Origin of the sequence: Aquimarina sp. BL5 (assembly GCF_003443675.1) — a bacterium.
Classification (GTDB): Bacteria; Bacteroidota; Bacteroidia; order Flavobacteriales; family Flavobacteriaceae; genus Aquimarina.
This window is the reverse complement of the sequence record NZ_CP031963.1, coordinates 3,263,180-3,282,601: the sequence shown is the minus strand read 5'-3', so window position 1 is coordinate 3,282,601 and position 19,422 is coordinate 3,263,180. Positions and strand designations below refer to the sequence as shown.

The following is a 19,422-nucleotide window of genomic DNA, read 5'->3' as shown; positions in this document are numbered from 1 at the left end:
GAAAATGTATAGTAATATTCTCACATCTCATAATGGTGGTATAACAACTATTACCATCAATCGTCCTTCAAAATTAAATGCACTTAATAAGGAAACTATTGAGGAGCTTCACAATGCTTTCAGTACAGCAGATAAAGACGCTAAGACAAAAGTAATTATCGTTACCGGAAGCGGGGAGAAAGCTTTTGTAGCGGGAGCTGATATTAGCGAATTCGCTAATTTTTCTGTAGATCAAGGAGGTCAGCTTGCTGCGAAAGGGCAGGAGCTACTTTTTGATTTTGTGGCTAATTTGTCCACACCGGTAATTGCTGCTGTTAATGGTTTTGCATTAGGTGGAGGATTAGAGTTAGCAATGGCAGCACATTTTAGAGTAGCTAGTGATAATGCTAAAATGGGATTACCAGAAGTATCTCTAGGTGTAATTCCAGGTTATGGAGGTACGCAACGTTTACCGCAGTTAGTAGGTAAAGGTAGAGCTATGGAAATGATCATGACAGCAGGAATGATTGATGCTAATCAAGCATTGAATTATGGATTGGTGAATTACGTAGTTTCTCAGGAAGAGTTATTGCCGTTAGCAGAAAAACTGGCTAGTAAGATTATGCGAAATTCGTCTGTTGCAATCGGCGCAGCTATTAATGCAGTTAATGCGGTTTACGAAGATGGTGTTAATGGTTTTAAAATAGAAATCAAAGAATTTGGTAATTGTTTCGGGACTGAAGATTTTAAAGAAGGAACTACTGCCTTTTTAGAAAAGAGAAAAGCGGATTTCCCTGGGAAATAATATTTAAAACTTTACTGTTAAATGAAGTTGAAATATATGTGTGTTAGAGATAATTAAAAAAATGATAAAAAAAATAACTTATGTAATTCTAATTGCATTTTTCAGTTCCTGCGCTCAAGCAACAAAAAGAAAAAACCCTTTTGCAGAAGATGTTCACGTTACTAAAAATGAAAATCATAAACGAGTAAAAGGAACTCGTTTTTTTGCCATCATTCCGGATAACTATAAATATTACCCTGAATTAAAAAGATATCAAAAATCTGAAAATCATTATGTTCAATTTATGGAAGCATCTACATCTTTTATACAAAGTAGAAAAGAAATGAAATTAGAAGAATCCGGTATTTATGATATTATAAGTGATATAAAGTTCAATAATTTTTCAGGAGTATTTGTAGAAGGTGGTAACTTGGAAGCGAATAAAGAGGCTCTTCTTATATCATTTGGAGATGAAAACTTCTCAACAATTGTTTATTCGCAAACTGGATATCACGATCAAAAAGGGCGCTTAGAATTAATTGAAATATTGAAATCCATATATTATGATAAAGATATTAAATTAGATGAATTAGAACTTGCAAATTTTACCTTCAATAAGGGAATTACTCAATTCAAACATTCGGTATCAGCCACAAATATGTTTGTTTTTTCGGAGAATGGAAAAGAAGATGCTGGAAAAGAGTTTTCTAATTCAATTATTCTGGGTGATTTACCTAAAATGGATAAGTCTGAATTAAAATCATATACCGAAAACCTAATTAGGAAACATGAATCTAAAGGAATTGGATTGATATCTCCTCGATTAAAAGAAATGAAAATAGGTGTATACGATGCTTTAGTTCTAGACTCTAAAATGACTCATAAGGGAACTAATGGTATTGTTTATCAGGTTGTATTAAGTAATGGTGAAAAGTCAATGATCTTTATCGGAACGGCATATACTAATAAAATTGATTTGAAAAACAAGTATATTGAAACAGTAAAATCGGTAAGAATAAAATAAGCTATCGTTAATGTCATATATGAAATCAGAGTAAAATTTAGTGCAGGATCGAAAAGTCATTTCTTCTTTGCTCCTGTACTTGATTTTTATAAATTAAATAAGAAGTAAAAATACGCAGATGGATCAATTGGTATACAGATATTTGCCTTATTCCAGTTCGTGTATTCGGCGTTAGCATCAATAAAACTGAATGGAAAACGAATTTCAAGAAGTTATGTCCCAACGGACTGACGAAGAATTGATAAAAATATTGACAGTAGATAGAGGAAAGTATAATCCTTTTGCAATCAAAGCGGCTGAATCTGAAGTTGAAAAACGGAATATTGATACTTCAGACTTTGAACAAATTAAGGAAAAAGCTATTGTCGAAAAAAAACAAAAAGAAGAAGTTGACTCAAATGTTGTTGGTTCGGGAATTCGATTTTTAAATTTTCTTATTGACTTTGTGATTTGGTTAGTTTTAGCATTTATAATAAGTTTTTTGATCGGATTTTTTATTCAACCAACGGAACAAGTGGTGATATCACTAATTGGTTACATTTTGATTTTCGGAACATTTATCGCTTACTATGCGATCATGGAAATCAAATTTCAAAAAACTATAGGAAAGTTCATTACAAAAACAAAAGTTGTAAAAATGAATGGAGAAAAACCGACAGATGGAGATATTATTGCTCGGACCTTTTACCGACTGATTCCATTTGATAGACTTTCATTCTTATTTGTAAAAAATGGAATTCATGATTTTTTGTCAAAAACTACGGTTGTAAAAGACAAAACTCAATAAAAATGTGTTATTTATAAAAATTCATTTCATCAATATACTCCCATACTTCTTTTGGTAACAAAGGTCTGATGTTTTTATCTTCAGGAATAGCTTTTCGTATAAAAGTAGAAGATATCTCCATAATTGGCGCAGCTACCAGATGAATTTTATGATGATTCTTAAATTGATGATCCATAGCTCCTTCAGAAATCCGCGGATATACATAAATATGATGATTTTCTAGTATAGCCTCATAGTTTTTCCATTTATGAAAACTTTTTAAATTATCCTCACCCATTATCAAATTAAACTGATAATCAGGGTGTTTTTCTTGTAGATGAACTAATGTATTTACTGTGTAATTTGGTTGCGGTAGTTTAAACTCGATATCGCTTGGTTTTAGTTTAGAATAGGATTCTGTAGCGCGATATACCATTTCTAGGCGATGCGTATTATCTAATAAAGAGCTTTTCTTTTTAAAAGGATTATGGGGAGTTACGACCATCCAGATTTCATCTAAATCTGAATATTCTGCCATATGATTGGCGATTGCCAGATGCCCTATATGAATAGGATTAAATGTTCCGAAATATAAACCTATTTTCTTCATAAGATATATTGAATTATCCTACAATAAATTTCTTTACTAACTGAAGGACTTCCGCTTTTGCTTTTTCTAGATCATCATTAGTTATGATAGCATCAAATTGCGGAGCAGTTGCTAACTCCGTAGAGGCTTTAGCAACTCTCATATTGATTTTATCTTCGGATTCAGTTTTGCGTTTCTTTAATCGGATTTTTAATTCTTCGATACTAGGTGGTTTTACAAAAATAGCAAGTGTTCTATCGGGATAAATTCTTTTAATATCTAGTCCTCCAACTACGTCGATATCAAAAATAACATGTTTGCCTTTATCCCAGATACGTTGTACTTCTGTTTTCAGCGTTCCATAAAAATTATCACGATATACTTCTTCCCATTCTAGAAACTCATCTGCTTTGATCTTATCCTTAAATTCTCTTAGAGAAAGAAAATAATAATCCTTTCCGTGTATTTCTCCTCCTCGAGGTTCTCTGGAAGCAGCGGATATTGAGAAATCTAAATTCAATTCCTCATTATGTAATAAATATTTAACTAATGTAGTTTTTCCACTTCCTGATGGTGCAGACAGCACTATAAGTTTTCCTTGTTTCATCTATATAAATTTTACCAAAAAGGGGTAAAGGATTATTTATATCTATTGATATTGATTTTTAATCAAGTGTTTTAACTTTTATAAAATATTCAATAACTGTTCCTTGATCTTTTCTAATTCATCTTTCATTTGTACAACTAGTTGTTGCATAGGTGCATAATTAGATTTACTACCTACAGTATTTATCTCACGACCTATCTCTTGTGTGATGAATCCTAATTTTTTACCATTAGAATCTTTAGAATTCAGAGTGGTTGTAAAATATTCCAAGTGATTAGCGAGTCTTACTTTTTCCTCAGTAATATCAAATTTTTCCAGATAGTATACCAATTCTTGTTCAAAACGATTTTCATCTACCTGCTCTTTTAATTCAGAAACCGCTTTGTGTAATCTTTCGCGAACTACTTCAATACGTTCAGGATCGATTTCAATTACTTTAGTAAGCAAATCACTAATATTCTTAATACGAGTTATGAAATCTTTTTCTAAAGCTTTTCCTTCATCAAGCCTATAGTTTTCTATTGCCTCCAAAGCCTCCAGAAGACCACCTTTTATAGCTTCAAACTCTTTTTTATCTACTTCTGCTCGTTCGGTTTTTAAAGCATCTGGCATGCGTACGGCCATTTTCATCATTTCTAGTTTATCTCCAGAATTGTAGATGGTTTCTAGTTGCTTGATATAGTCTTTTACGATATCCTCATTGATTTTAGTAGAATTTTCTTCTGCAGTAACTTCTACATATAAACCAAAGTCTACTTTACCTCTTTCCAGGGTTTTGGCAATGGTCTTACGCATTTCTAATTCCTTTTCGCGATATTGAGAGGGAATTCTTGCGTTTAGGTCTAGGTTCTTGCTATTCAGTGATTTTACCTCAATAGTAATTTTTTTGGTAGGAAGTTGAAGGATTGACTTCCCAAAACCTGTCATGGATTTGATCATATGCTTATATCAGTACTCGATTAAAAAATTACACGAAGATACAAACTAATTACGAATGCAGAATTATGAATACAGAAGGATCAAGTGAAACGCACTAAAAACCTATTTTTAATGGAGGTTTTTAACTTTAAGCAACTTCTTTATGCATAATAATTTTATCTACGAATACTCCTTTTTCCAGAAAGAAATTAGGAAGAATTCCGCATTTTTCGAATCCAAGCTTTCTATATAAAGCAACTCCTGATACATTATTTGCATATACTTCTAGCCAGATCGATTTCAAAATTTGATTTTCTTCTGCCCAGTCTATAATATTCTGAAGTAATAAAGTGCCAATACCTAAATTTTGCCATTTCATGTCAATTCCCATTCCAATAACTGCAGTATGTTGCATCTTTTTTCTCCAACTTCCGGTAAGATCGATGTTTCCGATAATCTCATCTTTGAAAACGGCCACTAAAATCATACTGTTTTTCTCTGATTGATACCGTTTGATCATCTCGCTTTCTTGATGAATATCGTTTGGGTATTCATTTACGAACAAAGGCAAACTTTCGGTATTTTTTAGATATGCTAGTTTGAGCTTTAATAGTTTTTCGGCATCATCAGATACAGCTTGTCGGATAGTGACAGACTGATCATTTTTAGTTTTATATGTTTTTGGAAATAAGCTCAATTCTAAAATTCGAAATTTGTACTATGCATCTGGATTTTTATCTCTTACTCTTTTATAAAATTTAATGCCCAGCATTAACAGAACAGCAAGCAAAAGAATCCCGATAACTCCATAAATCCAATTAACAGCATCGCGAACAATTACTAAAAATATAACAGCAAATAGTATTATAGTAGCACCTTCATTCCATAACCTCATTTGATTAGAAGTCCATTTTACAACACCAACCTGAAGTTGTTTGAAAATTTGGTGACTTTTTAAATGATAGATAAAAAGTAAAACAATGAACCCCAATTTTACGTGCATCCAAGGCAATTCTAATAAGACAGGTCTTAAAACTAGTAAGCAAATAGCAAAGGTTGTTGCTAAAATGGCAGAAGGCCAGGTAATAATATACCAAAGACGTTTAGCCATTAATTTTAGTTGATTACCTAATATTTCTTTGTCAGGAGAAGGTTTCTGGAAAGCTTCGATCTGATAGATAAATAATCTCGGAATATAAAAGAGCCCCGCAAACCAGGTTATCACAAAGATGAGGTGCAGGGCTTTTATATAGTTATAGTATTCTTGCATGTATTACTCTACAAAAAGATAATTAAGTTGCAAGGTATTGAATTCTGAATTAAAGCTTTTTATTTCCTCAGAAATTAATTTATCAAAAGCAGTAAGTTGCTCATCGATTTGTTTAGTCAATTCGTTTTTTACTGCAATATCTTGCGCTGTAGGTCCAAAATCTCCCATTCCTACTAATGAGTTTAAGTGTCCGAGTTTATTTGTCAATTTTATAGGGAAATTTAAAGGATCCTGACCGCTACGGTTTTTTGTTTGGTATAATGCTTTTTCAATTTCACCAAACTTTTTCTGTAGGTCTTTAGCTTTTGTCACCAAATCTTTTGTTTTCTCATCGTCTTTATACTGTACTGAGAAAGACTTCAATTGCTCATTGATTTTTCTAATTTTTTTGATGGATTGATGGGCGTTATCTACTGTTTTGTTTACACTAGTTATAAAATCAAATTGCTGTTGCATTTGTTGCGCAGTAGCTTCTGCTCTGGGGTCAACTAAGATGGTAAATGGTTGCGAAATTGTTGTTCCATTTACATTCAGGCTTACTTTATAGGTTCCTGGAACAGCTTTTGGGCCATTAAGATTTGCCCACCATAAAATCATTCCTTTCAATTTTTCAGCACCATCTCCTCGCATGTTCCAGTTAAACTGATTTGCTCCTTTTTTTAGATCAACTAATTGATCTTTTTTCTCCTTTGCACTGGTGCTAAACGATTTAATAGTATCTCCTTTTGTATTAAAATAAGTAAGCGAAATAGTATCTTTTTTCTTGTCAAAGTTTTTAAGATTGAAATACGTAATTACTCCACTTGGATGATTCGTTCCTTCGGTTTTAGAACCTTTTATGCTACCACCCCTCATTCTGTATGTATCCTTTGGCTTAAACAGGATGTTTTCCTGTGTTTTGTAACTATTCTTAAGTTGATGTAATACTGTAAGATCATCAATGATCCAAAGGCTTCTTCCTTGTGTTGCAACAATCAAATTGTTGTTTTTAATCGCTAGATCTGTAATAGGGACAATAGGAAGATTTAATTGAAATGGTTTCCAATTAGATCCATCATCAAATGAAATATACATTCCTGTTTCGGTACCAGCATATAGTAGTCCTTTTCGTTTTGGATCAGCACGAAGTACTCTGGTAAAATGTTCACTATCTATTCCTGTAGTGATTTTTGTCCAAGACTGTCCATAATTAGTGGTTTTGTATAAATATGGAGCAAAATCACCAGATTTATAGCGAGTTCCTGCAATATAGCAAGTACCTTCATTAAAACTACTAGGCTCTATACTATTAATCATCATCCATTCTGGCATTCCTTTAGGAGTTACATTACTCCAGTTTTTTCCACCATCTTGACTTATATGTACTAATCCATCATCACTTCCTGTCCATAATAAGCCTTCTTTAAGAGGGCTTTCTGCAGCAGCAAAAATTGTACAGTAATATTCTACTGAAGTATTGTCTTGAGTAATTGGACCTCCAGAAGATTTAAGTTTACTGGGATCGTTTCTGGTTAGATCTGGGCTGATTACTTCCCAGCTCTGACCTTCATTTTCAGTTACGTGAACTTGATTAGAGAAGGTATAAAGTCTATTAGGATTGTGTTTAGAAAACATGATAGGAAAATTCCATTGAAAACGATATTTCATATCCTCTGCACCATGTCCCATTGGATTATCGGGCCAAACACTAATGGATCTTACGGTTTCTGTCCTATGATTTACTCTTGTTAAAAAACCATCATAACTACCTCCATATACTATATCATTATCTTTTGGATCTATAGCAATGTGTGCTGATTCTCCACCAGCTGTAGACTCCCAGTCTTTTTCAGAGATAGATCTTCCGGTACTTCTATGATTGATTCTAATAGTAGAATTATCTTGTTGAGCAGCATAAATTCTATAAGGGAAATTATTATCTGTGGTCACTCGATAAAATTGAGAAGTAGGTTGATTATGATAGGTACTCCAGGTTTCTCCTCCATCATAGGTGATTTGTGCTCCACCATCATCACCCATAATCATACGTTTAGGATTCTCTGGGGCTATCCAAAGATCGTGATGATCACCATGCGGTGCTCTGAAACTACTAAAGTTTTTTCCACCATCTTTACTTTTATGATATGATACATTTACTACATATACCACGTCTTTATCACTAGGATCAGCATAAATACGGGTGTAATACCAAGCACGCTGACGAAGGCTGCGATCACTATTAAGTTGGCTCCAGGTTTCACCACCGTCATCACTTCTGTAAACACCTCCTTTTTCTTTATTCTCTACAATCGCCCAAACTCTTTCACTATTTACAGGAGAAACTGTTACTCCCATAATTCCTAATGTATCTTTTGCGAATCCTTTATTCTTTGAAATTTCTTTCCAGGTTTTTCCGCTATCTGTACTTTTCCATAACGCAGAACCATTACCTCCAGAGCTTAAACTATATGGCGTTCTTCTGGCATTCCAGGTAGATGCGTATAAAATCCTTGGGTTATTTGGGTCTAGCGTAAGATCAACTGCTCCAGCATCCTGATTGGCAAATAACACTTTGTTCCAAGTTTTTCCGCCATCAATGCTTTTATAAACCCCACGATCTTGAGTAGGCTTATAGATGTTTCCTAAAACACCAGTATATACAATATCAGGATTGGTTGGGTGTATTGCTATTCTTGGTATATGCCTACTATTTGGAAGACCTGATTGGATCCAGGTTTTTCCTGCGTCAACACTTTTCCAAACTCCGTATCCAGAAGATACATTACCACGAAGCGTTTTTTCTCCGCCACCAACGTAAATTACATTTGGATCACTTTTAGAAACGGAAATAGAACCAACTGATCCACCAAAAAATCCATCGGAAATGTTTTCCCAGGTACGGCCACCATCCGTTGTTTTCCATATTCCACCACCAGTAGCACCAAAATAAAACAGATTTGGTTTGCCAGGAACTCCCGTTACTGCGGCACTACGACCACCTCTAAAAGGGCCAACTAATCGATATTCTAATGCATCATATAACTTCTCGTTATACGTTTGTGCGTTTAAGGATGAGAAATTGCCGATCATAAGAAAGGCAATTAATGTAAGTTTTAAAATTTTTGAGTACATCTGGTTGAGTTTATAATTTACGCCTTAACATCATAAAAATTCATAGTAAGTAGATTTGATGGCCCACTAAAATCTGGAATAAATGGCTATTGAGAAACATTTTCACGTAAATTTAACCTTAGTTGATTTCTGTTTTCTCTTCAGGTTGGTTTTTAAGGATAGTAATTAAGCGGTCTTAGATGTCGCTAAAGTTTTTCTCACTTCTCTATTTAAGTAATATCCAGTAAGAATTGTAGAGAGCACATCTGCTATCGGAAACGCAATCCAAACCCCTAAAACACCAAGAAATGGAGGTAGTATTAAGATAAGTGGAATCAAAAAGAACCCTTGTTTGGTAAGACTTAGTAATAGTGCAGGGATTACTTTTCCTATGGATTGGAAATAAGCAGATCCTATGAGTTGTACAATAATCACTGGAGTTGCCAGAAATACTAACCTTAGTGCCGATGGAGTTCGTCTTAGAATTTCTTTATTATCAGCGAGCGTTTCTGGATCTAGCGATTCTTTCGTACTTACAAAAATCGAAATAAATTCTTGAGGAAATACCATAATGATAACAAATATCAAAATTGCTAGTATTCCTCCATAGGTAATAGAAGTATTAATAGATTCTCGTACTCTTTGAAATTTTTCTGCACCGTAATTGTACCCGGCAATGGGCATAAATCCTTGATTAACTCCAATCACGGGAAACAAAGCAAACATGAGTACAGTTCTTATGATTCCATAGGATGCAATATCTAGTTCATCACCGTAATTACCAAGGACATTGTTTAAAAGGATACCAAGTACTGCTATGGTGCCTTGTCTGGCTAAAGTGACAAAGCTTAAGCCACTTATTTCATTTACGATTTTCTTTTTTAATTTTATACATTCTAAATTCAATCGTAGTTCACTTTTAGCAATAAAAAACCAAAGAATAAAGCCAAAGCAAATCGCATAACTAATAAAAGTTGCCCAAGCAGCTCCTTCCATACCATATCCCATTACGTTAATAAGGAGATAGTCCAGAAAAATATTACCAATAGCTGGTAATATCATAGCTACCATCGCGAATTTTGGTTTACCTTCTGCGCGGATAACGTTATTGCCCATCATACACATGGATAACATAACAATTCCGTAAAGAACGATTCTGTAGTAGATAAGAGCGTAATCTTTAAAAGAATCTTCAGCTCCAAGAAAACTAATAAAAAAATCTTGAAAAATTAATCCAGCCAGTGCTAATGAACCGGAAATTAAAAAAGTAAGTGTTGTTTGATTTCCAAAAACCCGTAACGCTTTATCGTGATCTCCAGAACCCAAAGCTCTGGATAATACAGAACTACCGCCAATACCAATTGCTAAACCGATGGCTCCAATAAAAAAGGTAAAAGGAAGAACTACTTGCACTGCAGAAATTGCGAGTCCTCCTATCCAATTTCCTAAAAAGGCAGTATCAACAATCATATTCAAAGACATGACCAATATTCCAATGGATGCGGGAACTGCCTGCTGGATTAGAAGTTTACCAATGGGTTGCGTTCCTAAAGCTTCAGAGCTTACTTTTGCCATTATAGGACAGGAGTTTTAGCTTCTGTCCACTCGTTTACCCAATTTGCTAATAAATCAGCCCAATCATCTCGATCATTTAGACAAGGAATTGTTGTGAATTCTTTTCCACCAACTTCGTGAAAAATTTCTTCTCCTTCCATAGCTATTTCTTCTAGAGTTTCCAGACAATCAGATACAAAGGCAGGAGTGACAATGGCCATTTTTTTAATACCTTCTTTACCCATTCTTTCGATAGTTCTATCTGTATAAGGTTGTAACCACGGATCAAATCCCAATCTAGATTGAAACGAGGTAGAATACGTGCCGTTTTTTAGGCCTAATTTTTTAGCGACTTGTACGGTTGTTATCTCACATTGATGACGATAACAGAATTCATGTTGTACTGATCCCTTTTTAAAACAACACTTTCCATCCATTTTACAGTTTCCGTTGCTAATATCGCTCTTCCTGATATGTCTTTCTGGAACACCGTGATATGAGAATAATAAATGTTCGTAATCTAGATCATTAATTTTCTCAGCAATACTCTTGGATAGTACTTCGATGTACGCTGGTTTATTATAAAAAGCTGGAATATCTGCTAACTTCATTTGAGGAAAATGTTCTTTTCTCAGTTCTTCCGCAAGTACCAAAATGGTTTCTGTGGTTGCCATTGCGAATTGCGGATATAATGGAATGATTAAAACTTCATCAACTCCTTTTTCATGAAGCTCTTGCAATCCTTTTTTGATACTCATAGAACCATAGCGCATTGCCAAGCCAACCGGAATTGGTGTTCGTTCTGAGACCTTTTTCTGCAATCTTTCGGAAAGAACAATTAGAGGAGAGCCTTCGTCCCACCATATTTTTTTGTAGGCAGCAGCTGATTTTTTTGGCCTCGTATTCAGAATAATTCCTTTTACTAACAACGTTCTTGCCCATAACGGAACATCAATAACTCTGGGGTCCATTAAAAATTCACCGAGATATTTCTTTACGTCTTTTGGGTCAGTACTATCGGGAGAACCTAAGTTGACAAGAAGTACACCTTTACTCATAAAATTTTCTTTTTCTAGAGGTAAAAATACAAACTATTCTATGGATAGATCATAAAATTATAATAAGACTTATTGATAACAGTATCACAGAATGGTTAGGTAAATGAAATATCAAAAACTTCTAGAAATCTATTAATATGCCTAAATATAGAGAAACTCTATATACAAGTTAAATTATAATAAACTAGAAATTACCACATAATATTTTCTTATTTTTATAAGATCAAAAAAAGCAATGAAATGAAACGTATTATTGTAGACGTCGAAAAGGACAAATTACCCTTTATTTTAGAATTATTGGAGAATTTCGAGTTTGTATCTGTATTAGTGGATAAAGAAGAAAGTGACAGAGGAATGTATGATTCGATAGTTTCACTACAAAAAGGAGAAGGAATTCCAGTTAGGGAATCTTAATTAGCTTAAGTTCATCACATATTTTTTGGGTGTGGTGCCAAATTTCTTTTTAAAAGCAGCTATAAAGTGGCTTGCGGTACTGTATCCTACTTTCAACCCAACCTCATTAACATTATGACTTCCCGAGGCAAGTAATTGACGGGCTACTTCCATCTTATAATCGAATAAAAAAGCATAGACAGGTTCTCCATATATTTGTTTAAATCCATCTTTAAGTTTACTTAAGGGTAACCCAATTTCCTTTGACAATTCCTGAAGGGTAGGTGGTTCTGCCATTCTGGAAATAATAATTTCTTTGGCCTGTTTAATTTTAAGAACATTTTCCTCGTCAACCAGGAATGGGCACTGATCTATATCTGCATCTTCAGGTTTATTAAAATATAGGCTTAATAGCTCATACGCTTTGCCTTTAAAATATAACAGCTTAATAGATTTGTGTAAATTGTAACTTAGTATTTGATTCAGAACCACAGTCATAGATGGAGAGATGTCGGCATCGGTATAGTATTTTTTATCACGATTACCTTCTCCAAGAAAAGGAATATAATCTGCTTCTTTAGAAAACAAAGAATGAAACTTTTTAATAGAAATCAAAAGAGATACTAGCCAAGAGTCCTTTTCCATTTCGAGGTTCATAGGTAAATCTCGTTGAGGATTGTAGAGTAAAAGGGATTTTTTTTCTGATAAAGGTATTGCGTAACTTCCGTTGTTAAAATTAAACTTCATAATACCTTTTACGCAGAAGTGAAACTGAATATAGCTACTATTAATGTCTCTTATAATACGCTGATTATCATTAGTTTCGTTTTGAAATTTAAGAATATAGAAACCCTCATCTATAATGGTCTCTTCCAGAATTCCTGGAGCGTTATTTTTTAGTTGTATTTCCATCTCTGTAAAAGTATTTATTTAGAATAAATCTAAACAATTTAATTAGCTATCTTCGGAACTCATACAAAAATAGGTGTTTTTACCCGATTTTGGATATTTGAAGGGGTAAACAACGCTTTTCGATACTTAAAAAACTTCTAGCGTTATTTTTTAAACCTGATCTGGGATATTTTTGCTACGGAAAAATTGAAATAACCCAATGGACTCTCATCTACGTACGAAAGGAGCAAATTTTTATACAATCGGTCTCAGCTATAAAAAAGCTGATGCCGAAATACGTGGACATTTCAGTATAAATGAGGAGGCAAAAACTGCTATTTTAATGCAGGCTAAAGACGAAGGAATTGAAGGTCTTTTGGTAATGTCTACCTGTAATCGTACAGAGTTATACGGTTTTGCACAACATCCATTTCAGTTAATAAAACTTTTGTGTGAACATACACATGGTACTGTCGAAGAATTCGAAAAAGTAGCTTATGTTCATAAAAATAGTAAGGCTGTTGCACATCTATTTAGAGTTGGAACGGGATTAGATAGTCAGATTTTAGGTGACTTTGAAATTATAGGTCAAATAAAAGCTGGTTTCAAAGCGTCTAAGAAAGTACAAATGATCAATCCATTTTTAGAACGATTGACTAATGCTGTTATTCAGGCAAGTAAACGTATTAAAAACGAAACTGAGATTTCTAGCGGTGCTACATCTGTTAGTTTTGCAGCAGTACAATATATTCTAGCAAGAGTACCTTATGTCACTGACAAGAACATATTGCTTTTTGGTACAGGAAAAATCGGTAGAAATACTTGTGAGAACCTCGTAAAGCATACCAAGAATGATCATATTGTTTTAATTAATAGGACAAGAGATAAAGCGGAGAAAGTAGCCGGAAAGTTTAACCTTGTCGTTAAGGATTTTGAAACACTTAAAGAAGAGGTAAACCATTCTGATGTGTTAATTGTGGCAACGGGAGCGCAAAAACCAACAATTTACAAAGACTTAATCAATACAGATAAACCTTTACTTATTTTGGATTTATCCGTACCGAAGAATGTAGATACAAATGTTTCAGAATTACCAAATGTTACTTTAGTACATATGGATCATTTATCCAAGATGACTGATGATACCTTACAAAGGAGAAGAGTACATATCCCAAAAGCAGAAGCTATAATAGATGAGGTTAGATCGGAATTCGATAGCTGGATGGAAACCAGAAAATTTGCACCAACAATAAAGGCACTAAAAAATAAACTGGTTTCTTTTAAAGAAGCAGAAATCAATCTACAACGAAAAAAGATTTCTGATTTTAATGAAGAACAGGCTACAATTATTAGTGATCGCATTATACAAAAAATTACAAATCACTTCGCTAGTCATCTTAAAGATGAAAATACTTCTTCTTCAGAAAGTATAGAACTGATTCAGAAAGTATTCCAAATACAAGATAAATAGTGGAAAATAAAACAATCCGCATTGGTACCCGTGATAGTGAGTTGGCACTTTGGCAAGCTCATACAGTGCAGAATAAATTAGAAGATCTTGGCTTTACTACAATCTTAGTTCCTGTAAAATCTACTGGAGACATTGTTTTGGACAAACCATTATATGAATTAGGAATTACAGGAATTTTTACCAAAACACTTGATGTAGCAATGCTTAATAATGATATTGACATTGCAGTGCATTCTATGAAAGATGTTCCGACGGCTTTACCAAAAGGTATCGTAGAAGCAGCAGTTTTAGAGCGTGCGAATGTACAGGATATTCTTTTGCATAAAGGATTAGATTTCTTAGATAGAGAAGGAACTATTGCTACAGGTAGTTTAAGAAGACAAGCACAATGGTTACATAAATTTCCCAATCATAAAGTTGTTGATTTAAGAGGTAATGTAAATACCCGAATGCAAAAACTAAACGATAGTGATTGGAATGGAGCTATTTTTGCAGCTGCAGGATTAGAAAGAATCAAACTTAAACCGAAAGAATATTTGGACCTGAGTTGGATGACTCCAGCTCCGGCACAAGGAGCTATGCTAGTCGTTGCTAAAGAAAATGACGCTTATTGTTTGAATGCGCTTTCGAATCTTGATCATACAGATTCTAAAATATGCGTGCATATAGAAAGAGAATTTCTTAGAGAGTTAGAAGGTGGTTGTACTGCACCAATAGGAGCTTTAGCAAAAATCAAAGGAGATCAAATTCATTTTACTGGAGTTTTATTCAGTCTAGATGGAAAAGATAAAATAGAGGTTAACAAAATGATAAAGCTTGAGGATAGACAAAACTTTGGGATACAATGTGCTCAGGAAGTTTTAAATAATGGAGGGAAAGAATTGATGAAGAGGATTAAAGCAAGTTTAAAATAATTGAGCTCTAATTCCTCCATATTATCCACAAAAAAACTCTCTACAACTCAAAAAGAGCTGCTACTAAATTCTGGAATCGGATTTGTGGAATATAATGTAATAGAAATTGAATTACTGGATGTTGATTTTAATCAAAATATAGAGAATGCAATTTTTACCAGTAAGAATGCCGTAAAAGCACTTCAGAATTTAGAATTCGAAATTCAGAATTGTTTTTGTGTAGGGGAGAACACCAAAAAACTATTGGAAGGAAATGGACTAAAAGTTTCTGAAATCGCTCAGAATGCTTCTGATTTGGGTGAAATTATCTCAAAAAACTATAAAAAGGAACAATTTTTCTTTTTTTGTGGAAACCTGAGAAGAGATGAATTGCCATCCATTTTGAAAGAAAACAATGTTAAGCTGGATGAAATAGTAGTCTATAGAACACATAAAAAATCTAAAAAATTCGATCGTACATTTAATGGAATATTGTTTTTCAGCCCATCAGCTGTACAAAGCTATGTTTCTAATAATATCATCGATAATAGCATGGTTTTTTGTATTGGAAATACTACTGCTTCTGAAGCCAAAAAATATACAAACAATATTATTGTTGCTAACAAACCAACTGTAGAGAATGTGATCGTTCAGGCAGTTAAATACTTTGATAAACGGATATGATAAAAAACGATTTATTTCTAAGAGCTTTAAAAGGAGAAACTGTTGATCGCCCACCAGTATGGATGATGCGTCAGGCAGGAAGGTATTTGTCAGAATTCATGGCATTAAAGAAAAAGTACGATTTCTTTACCAGATGTAGAACACCTGAGTTAGCATCAGAAATTACAGTGCAACCTATTGATATTATTGGTCCCGATGCTGCTATATTATTCAGCGATATTTTGGTTATTCCACAAGCTATGAATATAGAGGTAGAAATGAAAGATGGGATTGGACCTTGGTTACCAAACCCAATTCGATCACAAGCAGATGTAGATCAGGTTATTATTCCGGATATTGATGAAGAATTAGGATATGTGATGGATGCAATCAAGATGACTAAAGAAAAACTTGACAACAGAGTTCCTTTAATTGGTTTTGCAGGATCGCCTTGGACCATATTATGTTATGCAGTACAAGGACAAGGTTCTAAGAATTTTGATATGGCAAAGGGATTATGTTTTTCGCAACCGCTAGTCGCTCATCAATTATTACAAAAAATAACAGATACCACTATTGCATATTTGAAAAAGAAAGTAGCTGCAGGGGTAAATGCTGTTCAAGTATTCGATAGTTGGGGAGGCATGCTTTCTCCAGTTGATTATCAGGAGTTTTCTTGGAAATACATCCAGCAAATTGTGGATGCATTAAAGGATGAAACTGAGATTATCGTATTTGGTAAAGGATGTTGGTTTGCGCTAAACGAAATGGCAAACTCAGGTGCAGCTGCATTAGGAGTAGATTGGACATGTTCTGCTAGGAATGCTCGATACCTTACTGGAGGAAATATCACATTACAAGGTAATTTTGACCCATCTAGATTGTTATCACCTCCATCGGATATTAAAAAGATGGTAAAACAGATGATTGATGAATTTGGTAAAGATCGATATATAGCTAATTTAGGGCACGGAATTCTGCCAAATATACCTGTCGAGAACGCTAGAGCTTTTGTAGATGCTGTAAAGGAATACAAGGTGTAAGAATGAAGATTAGGAATATTATTAAGCGGTTTAGCATCAGACAGCTATTTAGATTGTCGGGACTATTGCTTCAGAATCCGTGGTATATTATTCCTACTCTAAGAGCTACAAAAAAAACAATGATGATCTGTGATTCTTTATACGGAAAAACACATCATAATAATGGAAAGCCTAATGCATTTAGACATGCTTTATGGAATGTATTGATCTGTCAGAAAACCTATATTCATTCTAAAAGTGAAGAGAAATCCATGGTTTGGGCTCAGAAAATTACTGATTTACACGAAAAATTAGCCCCTAATAAAGCGATAGCAGAGGCGATGGATTTGCATAATAATAGATTGGGAAGATTGTATTTTAAGGACCTGAACAACGCCACAGAAGAAGAAACAGTTGCTTTTTTAAAAGAAAAAGCAATGAATGCTAGTTTGGTAAAAGATATAAAAGGAATAAGGGAGTTTACCAATGATATGGTCTATCTTTTTGATGAAAATAACTAATATTTGGGTAAATTTTGAAACAAAATTCTTAAAAACACTACTTATAAGAAGTTAACCAATTCATAAGATTATGATCAAGAACATCATTAATGGTATTAAAGCATATTTTGGAGGTTTCGCTTTAATTTCTAAACTAGGGTTATGGAAGTATTTTGCGGTTCCGATTCTAATTAGTTTTTTAACCGGAATTCTATTTATGGCTTCGGCCTGGTTTTTATCAGACCCATTAGGAACTATTATAGCCAAAGCGTGGGTTTGGGATTGGGGATCAGAAACATTTGCTGTTATTAGTAAGTATTTTAGTATTCTATTGATACTAGCAATAGGATTAGTGCTGTATAAGCATATTATAATGGCGCTGTCGGCTCCATTTATGAGTCCGGTTTCAGAAAAAGTAGAGGTACATCTTTTGGGAGACCAGCATCAAGATCATCAACATCGCAATACTTCATTTAGAGAACAATTAATGCGTGGTATTCGTATAAACGTAAGAAACCTTTTCAGAGAATTACTTTTTATCATTCCTTTGTTAATTTTAAGCCTTATACCGATAGTTGGAATTATTGCTACTATATTGATATTTGCTATACAAGCATATTATGTAGGTTTTGGGAATATGGATTATACTATGGAACGTCATTTTAAGTATAAAGAAAGTGTTCAGTTTGTAAGAAAGCATAGAGGAACTGCTATTGGTAATGGAATTGTATTTATGTTAGTTTTATTAATTCCTATTATTGGGTTTATTATAGTACTTCCAATATCTGTAGTTGCAGCTTCTACAGAAACGGTTAGAATTCTGAATGAAAAAGGATTGATCGAAGTAAAAGGTTCTGATACGATTTCTAAAATCGAAGCATAAGACATGAAAGAAAAATTTTATCAATACATACAAGATTTACAAGACACGATTACCTCAGGACTGGAAGAGATCGATGGTCAAGCCAAATTTAAAGAAGACATCTGGAAACGCCCTGAAGGTGGTGGTGGCCGCACACGAGTCATCGAAAATGGAGCGGTTTTCGAAAAAGGAGGCGTTAATATCTCTGGGGTTCATGGTAAATTACCAAAGGCGATGCAGAGTTATTTTAATGTAGGAGATGTGGATTTTTTTGCCTGTGGATTATCACTAGTGTTGCATCCTAAAAGCCCAATGGTGCCAACAGTACACGCCAATTGGAGATATTTTGAGATGTATGATAAAGAAGGTGCGGTTGTGGATAGTTGGTTTGGTGGTGGACAGGATCTCACGCCTTACTATTTGTTTGATGAGGATGCGCGACACTTTCATGAAGTATGTAAAGCATCTTGTGATAGACATAATGCTGATTTTTATCCTTTGTATAAAAAGAAATGTGATGAATATTTTTATAATGCCCATCGAGGAGAAGGTCGTGGAGTAGGAGGTTTGTTTTTTGACTATTGTAAGAAAACGGAGGCGATGACTATGCAAAATTGGTATGATTTTGTAACAGAAGTGGGGAATAGTTTTTTACAGGCGTATGTTCCTATTGTAGAGCGAAGAAAAGACAGTAAGTATACTGATATACAAAAAGATTGGCAAGAAATTCGTCGTGGTAGGTATGTAGAGTTTAATTTGGTGCACGATAAAGGAACATTGTTTGGATTAAAAACAAACGGAAGAATTGAGAGTATTCTAATGAGTTTACCGCCACAAGTACAATGGCGCTATGATCATCATCCAGCATCAGGATCTGAAGAAGAACGATTACTAGAAATTTTAAAGAACCCGAAAGAGTGGGTGTAATCCTACCGAAAAACAGATAAAAACCGGGTTATATTCAAATTCAATCGGATTAAATGCATAAAAATCAGGACAAAAGGTTGTTTGTGTGGTTTTTTTTATTAACTTGCGCACACTTATGGGGCTTATTGAATAAATTTTTAACCAATTAACACCCAGAACCC

20 protein-coding genes are annotated in these 19,422 nt (G+C 34.1%); 11 read left to right on the top strand and 9 right to left on the bottom strand.

Annotation, left to right across the window (positions count from 1 at the left end; all coding sequences use genetic code 11):
• Positions 1-4 precede the first annotated feature (4 nt).
• From D1818_RS13910 to D1818_RS13900, 3 genes are all read left to right on the top strand, one after another.
• Entirely contained in the window at positions 5-784 is a 780-nt protein-coding gene (locus D1818_RS13910; RefSeq protein ID WP_118459610.1) for an enoyl-CoA hydratase/isomerase family protein, read from the top strand.
• A 61-nt stretch (positions 785-845) separates the two neighbouring features.
• Positions 846-1,787 (top strand): hypothetical protein, encoded by a 942-nt coding sequence (locus D1818_RS13905; protein ID WP_118459609.1) that lies wholly within the window; start codon positions 846-848, stop codon positions 1,785-1,787.
• Between the two features lie 190 nt (positions 1,788-1,977).
• Entirely contained in the window at positions 1,978-2,574 is a 597-nt protein-coding gene (locus tag D1818_RS13900; RefSeq protein WP_118459608.1) for an RDD family protein, read from the top strand.
• Between the two features lie 7 nt (positions 2,575-2,581).
• Here D1818_RS13900 and nadD read toward each other — a convergent pair whose 3' ends face one another.
• From nadD to hemH, 8 genes are all read right to left on the bottom strand, one after another.
• Positions 2,582-3,163 carry a nicotinate (nicotinamide) nucleotide adenylyltransferase gene (gene nadD / locus D1818_RS13895; protein ID WP_118459607.1) on the bottom strand — a complete coding sequence of 194 codons (582 nt, stop codon included), beginning with the start codon at positions 3,161-3,163 and terminating at the stop codon, positions 2,582-2,584.
• A gap of 13 nt (positions 3,164-3,176) precedes the next feature.
• Positions 3,177-3,749, bottom strand: a complete 573-nt coding sequence (gmk, locus tag D1818_RS13890; RefSeq protein WP_118459606.1) for a guanylate kinase — start codon at positions 3,747-3,749, stop codon at positions 3,177-3,179.
• Positions 3,750-3,827: 78 nt separating this feature from the next.
• Positions 3,828-4,688 (bottom strand): YicC/YloC family endoribonuclease, encoded by an 861-nt coding sequence (locus D1818_RS13885; RefSeq protein ID WP_118459605.1) that lies wholly within the window; start codon positions 4,686-4,688, stop codon positions 3,828-3,830.
• A 127-nt stretch (positions 4,689-4,815) separates the two neighbouring features.
• Entirely contained in the window at positions 4,816-5,364 is a 549-nt protein-coding gene (locus D1818_RS13880) for a GNAT family N-acetyltransferase (protein ID WP_158596949.1), read from the bottom strand.
• Positions 5,365-5,385: 21 nt separating this feature from the next.
• Positions 5,386-5,937 carry a CopD family protein gene (locus tag D1818_RS13875; RefSeq protein ID WP_118459603.1) on the bottom strand — a complete coding sequence of 184 codons (552 nt, stop codon included), beginning with the start codon at positions 5,935-5,937 and terminating at the stop codon, positions 5,386-5,388.
• 3 nt (positions 5,938-5,940) lie between these two features.
• Positions 5,941-9,006 carry a glycosyl hydrolase gene (locus D1818_RS13870; protein ID WP_233558565.1) on the bottom strand — a complete coding sequence of 1,022 codons (3,066 nt, stop codon included), beginning with the start codon at positions 9,004-9,006 and terminating at the stop codon, positions 5,941-5,943.
• Positions 9,007-9,213: 207 nt separating this feature from the next.
• Entirely contained in the window at positions 9,214-10,602 is a 1,389-nt protein-coding gene (locus tag D1818_RS13865; RefSeq protein ID WP_118459601.1) for an MATE family efflux transporter, read from the bottom strand.
• Positions 10,602-11,639: a ferrochelatase gene (hemH, locus tag D1818_RS13860; protein WP_118459600.1), complete on the bottom strand. Its 1,038-nt coding sequence runs from the start codon at positions 11,637-11,639 to the stop codon at positions 10,602-10,604. The genes D1818_RS13865 and hemH overlap by 1 nt, the downstream gene beginning before the upstream one ends.
• A 240-nt stretch (positions 11,640-11,879) precedes the next feature.
• Between hemH and D1818_RS25365 the strand changes: the two genes are divergently transcribed.
• Positions 11,880-12,053 carry a hypothetical protein gene (locus D1818_RS25365; RefSeq protein WP_158596950.1) on the top strand — a complete coding sequence of 58 codons (174 nt, stop codon included), beginning with the start codon at positions 11,880-11,882 and terminating at the stop codon, positions 12,051-12,053.
• Here the strand turns inward: D1818_RS25365 and D1818_RS13855 are convergent, their stop codons facing one another.
• Positions 12,054-12,944: an AraC family transcriptional regulator gene (locus tag D1818_RS13855; protein ID WP_118459599.1), complete on the bottom strand. Its 891-nt coding sequence runs from the start codon at positions 12,942-12,944 to the stop codon at positions 12,054-12,056.
• Positions 12,945-13,143: 199 nt separating this feature from the next.
• On the opposite strand from D1818_RS13855, the gene hemA reads away from it, so the two are divergent.
• The 7 genes from hemA (at position 13,144) to hemF (ending at position 19,261) form a co-directional block, all read left to right on the top strand.
• Positions 13,144-14,394, top strand: coding sequence for a glutamyl-tRNA reductase (gene hemA, locus D1818_RS13850; protein WP_118459598.1), 1,251 nt, complete (start codon positions 13,144-13,146; stop codon positions 14,392-14,394).
• Positions 14,394-15,308 carry a hydroxymethylbilane synthase gene (gene hemC / locus D1818_RS13845; RefSeq protein ID WP_118459597.1) on the top strand — a complete coding sequence of 305 codons (915 nt, stop codon included), beginning with the start codon at positions 14,394-14,396 and terminating at the stop codon, positions 15,306-15,308. The genes hemA and hemC overlap by 1 nt, the downstream gene beginning before the upstream one ends.
• Positions 15,309-15,971, top strand: a complete 663-nt coding sequence (locus D1818_RS13840; RefSeq protein WP_118459596.1) for a uroporphyrinogen-III synthase — start codon at positions 15,309-15,311, stop codon at positions 15,969-15,971. It begins immediately after the preceding gene.
• Complete coding sequence (gene hemE / locus D1818_RS13835; RefSeq protein ID WP_118459595.1) at positions 15,968-16,993, top strand: uroporphyrinogen decarboxylase; 1,026 nt, start codon at positions 15,968-15,970, stop codon at positions 16,991-16,993. The genes D1818_RS13840 and hemE overlap by 4 nt, the downstream gene beginning before the upstream one ends.
• A 2-nt stretch (positions 16,994-16,995) precedes the next feature.
• The gene (locus D1818_RS13830; protein WP_120752453.1) at positions 16,996-17,493 is read left to right on the top strand and encodes a hypothetical protein; all 498 of its coding nucleotides are present in this window, start codon (positions 16,996-16,998) and stop codon (positions 17,491-17,493) included.
• Between the two features lie 70 nt (positions 17,494-17,563).
• Positions 17,564-18,355, top strand: a complete 792-nt coding sequence (locus tag D1818_RS13825) for an EI24 domain-containing protein (RefSeq protein ID WP_118459593.1) — start codon at positions 17,564-17,566, stop codon at positions 18,353-18,355.
• 3 nt (positions 18,356-18,358) lie between these two features.
• Positions 18,359-19,261 carry an oxygen-dependent coproporphyrinogen oxidase gene (gene hemF / locus D1818_RS13820; RefSeq protein WP_118459592.1) on the top strand — a complete coding sequence of 301 codons (903 nt, stop codon included), beginning with the start codon at positions 18,359-18,361 and terminating at the stop codon, positions 19,259-19,261.
• Positions 19,262-19,422: the final 161 nt, after the last annotated feature.

Excerpts from the sequence above, each read along its gene's own strand:
- D1818_RS13910 (WP_118459610.1), top strand. The coding sequence starts at position 5 with ATGTATAGTAATATTCTCACATCTCATAATGGTGGTATAACAACTATT.
- D1818_RS13905 (WP_118459609.1), top strand. The coding sequence starts at position 846 with ATGATAAAAAAAATAACTTATGTAATTCTAATTGCATTTTTCAGTTCC.
- D1818_RS13900 (WP_118459608.1), top strand. The coding sequence starts at position 1,978 with ATGGAAAACGAATTTCAAGAAGTTATGTCCCAACGGACTGACGAAGAA.
- nadD (WP_118459607.1), bottom strand. The coding sequence starts at position 3,163 with ATGAAGAAAATAGGTTTATATTTCGGAACATTTAATCCTATTCATATA.
- gmk (WP_118459606.1), bottom strand. The coding sequence starts at position 3,749 with ATGAAACAAGGAAAACTTATAGTGCTGTCTGCACCATCAGGAAGTGGA.
- D1818_RS13885 (WP_118459605.1), bottom strand. The coding sequence starts at position 4,688 with ATGATCAAATCCATGACAGGTTTTGGGAAGTCAATCCTTCAACTTCCT.
- D1818_RS13875 (WP_118459603.1), bottom strand. The coding sequence starts at position 5,937 with ATGCAAGAATACTATAACTATATAAAAGCCCTGCACCTCATCTTTGTG.
- D1818_RS13870 (WP_233558565.1), bottom strand. The coding sequence starts at position 9,006 with ATGATCGGCAATTTCTCATCCTTAAACGCACAAACGTATAACGAGAAG.
- D1818_RS13865 (WP_118459601.1), bottom strand. The coding sequence starts at position 10,602 with ATGGCAAAAGTAAGCTCTGAAGCTTTAGGAACGCAACCCATTGGTAAA.
- hemH (WP_118459600.1), bottom strand. The coding sequence starts at position 11,639 with ATGAGTAAAGGTGTACTTCTTGTCAACTTAGGTTCTCCCGATAGTACT.
- D1818_RS25365 (WP_158596950.1), top strand. The coding sequence starts at position 11,880 with ATGAAACGTATTATTGTAGACGTCGAAAAGGACAAATTACCCTTTATT.
- D1818_RS13855 (WP_118459599.1), bottom strand. The coding sequence starts at position 12,944 with ATGGAAATACAACTAAAAAATAACGCTCCAGGAATTCTGGAAGAGACC.
- hemA (WP_118459598.1), top strand. The coding sequence starts at position 13,144 with ATGGACTCTCATCTACGTACGAAAGGAGCAAATTTTTATACAATCGGT.
- hemE (WP_118459595.1), top strand. The coding sequence starts at position 15,968 with ATGATAAAAAACGATTTATTTCTAAGAGCTTTAAAAGGAGAAACTGTT.
- D1818_RS13830 (WP_120752453.1), top strand. The coding sequence starts at position 16,996 with ATGAAGATTAGGAATATTATTAAGCGGTTTAGCATCAGACAGCTATTT.
- D1818_RS13825 (WP_118459593.1), top strand. The coding sequence starts at position 17,564 with ATGATCAAGAACATCATTAATGGTATTAAAGCATATTTTGGAGGTTTC.
- hemF (WP_118459592.1), top strand. The coding sequence starts at position 18,359 with ATGAAAGAAAAATTTTATCAATACATACAAGATTTACAAGACACGATT.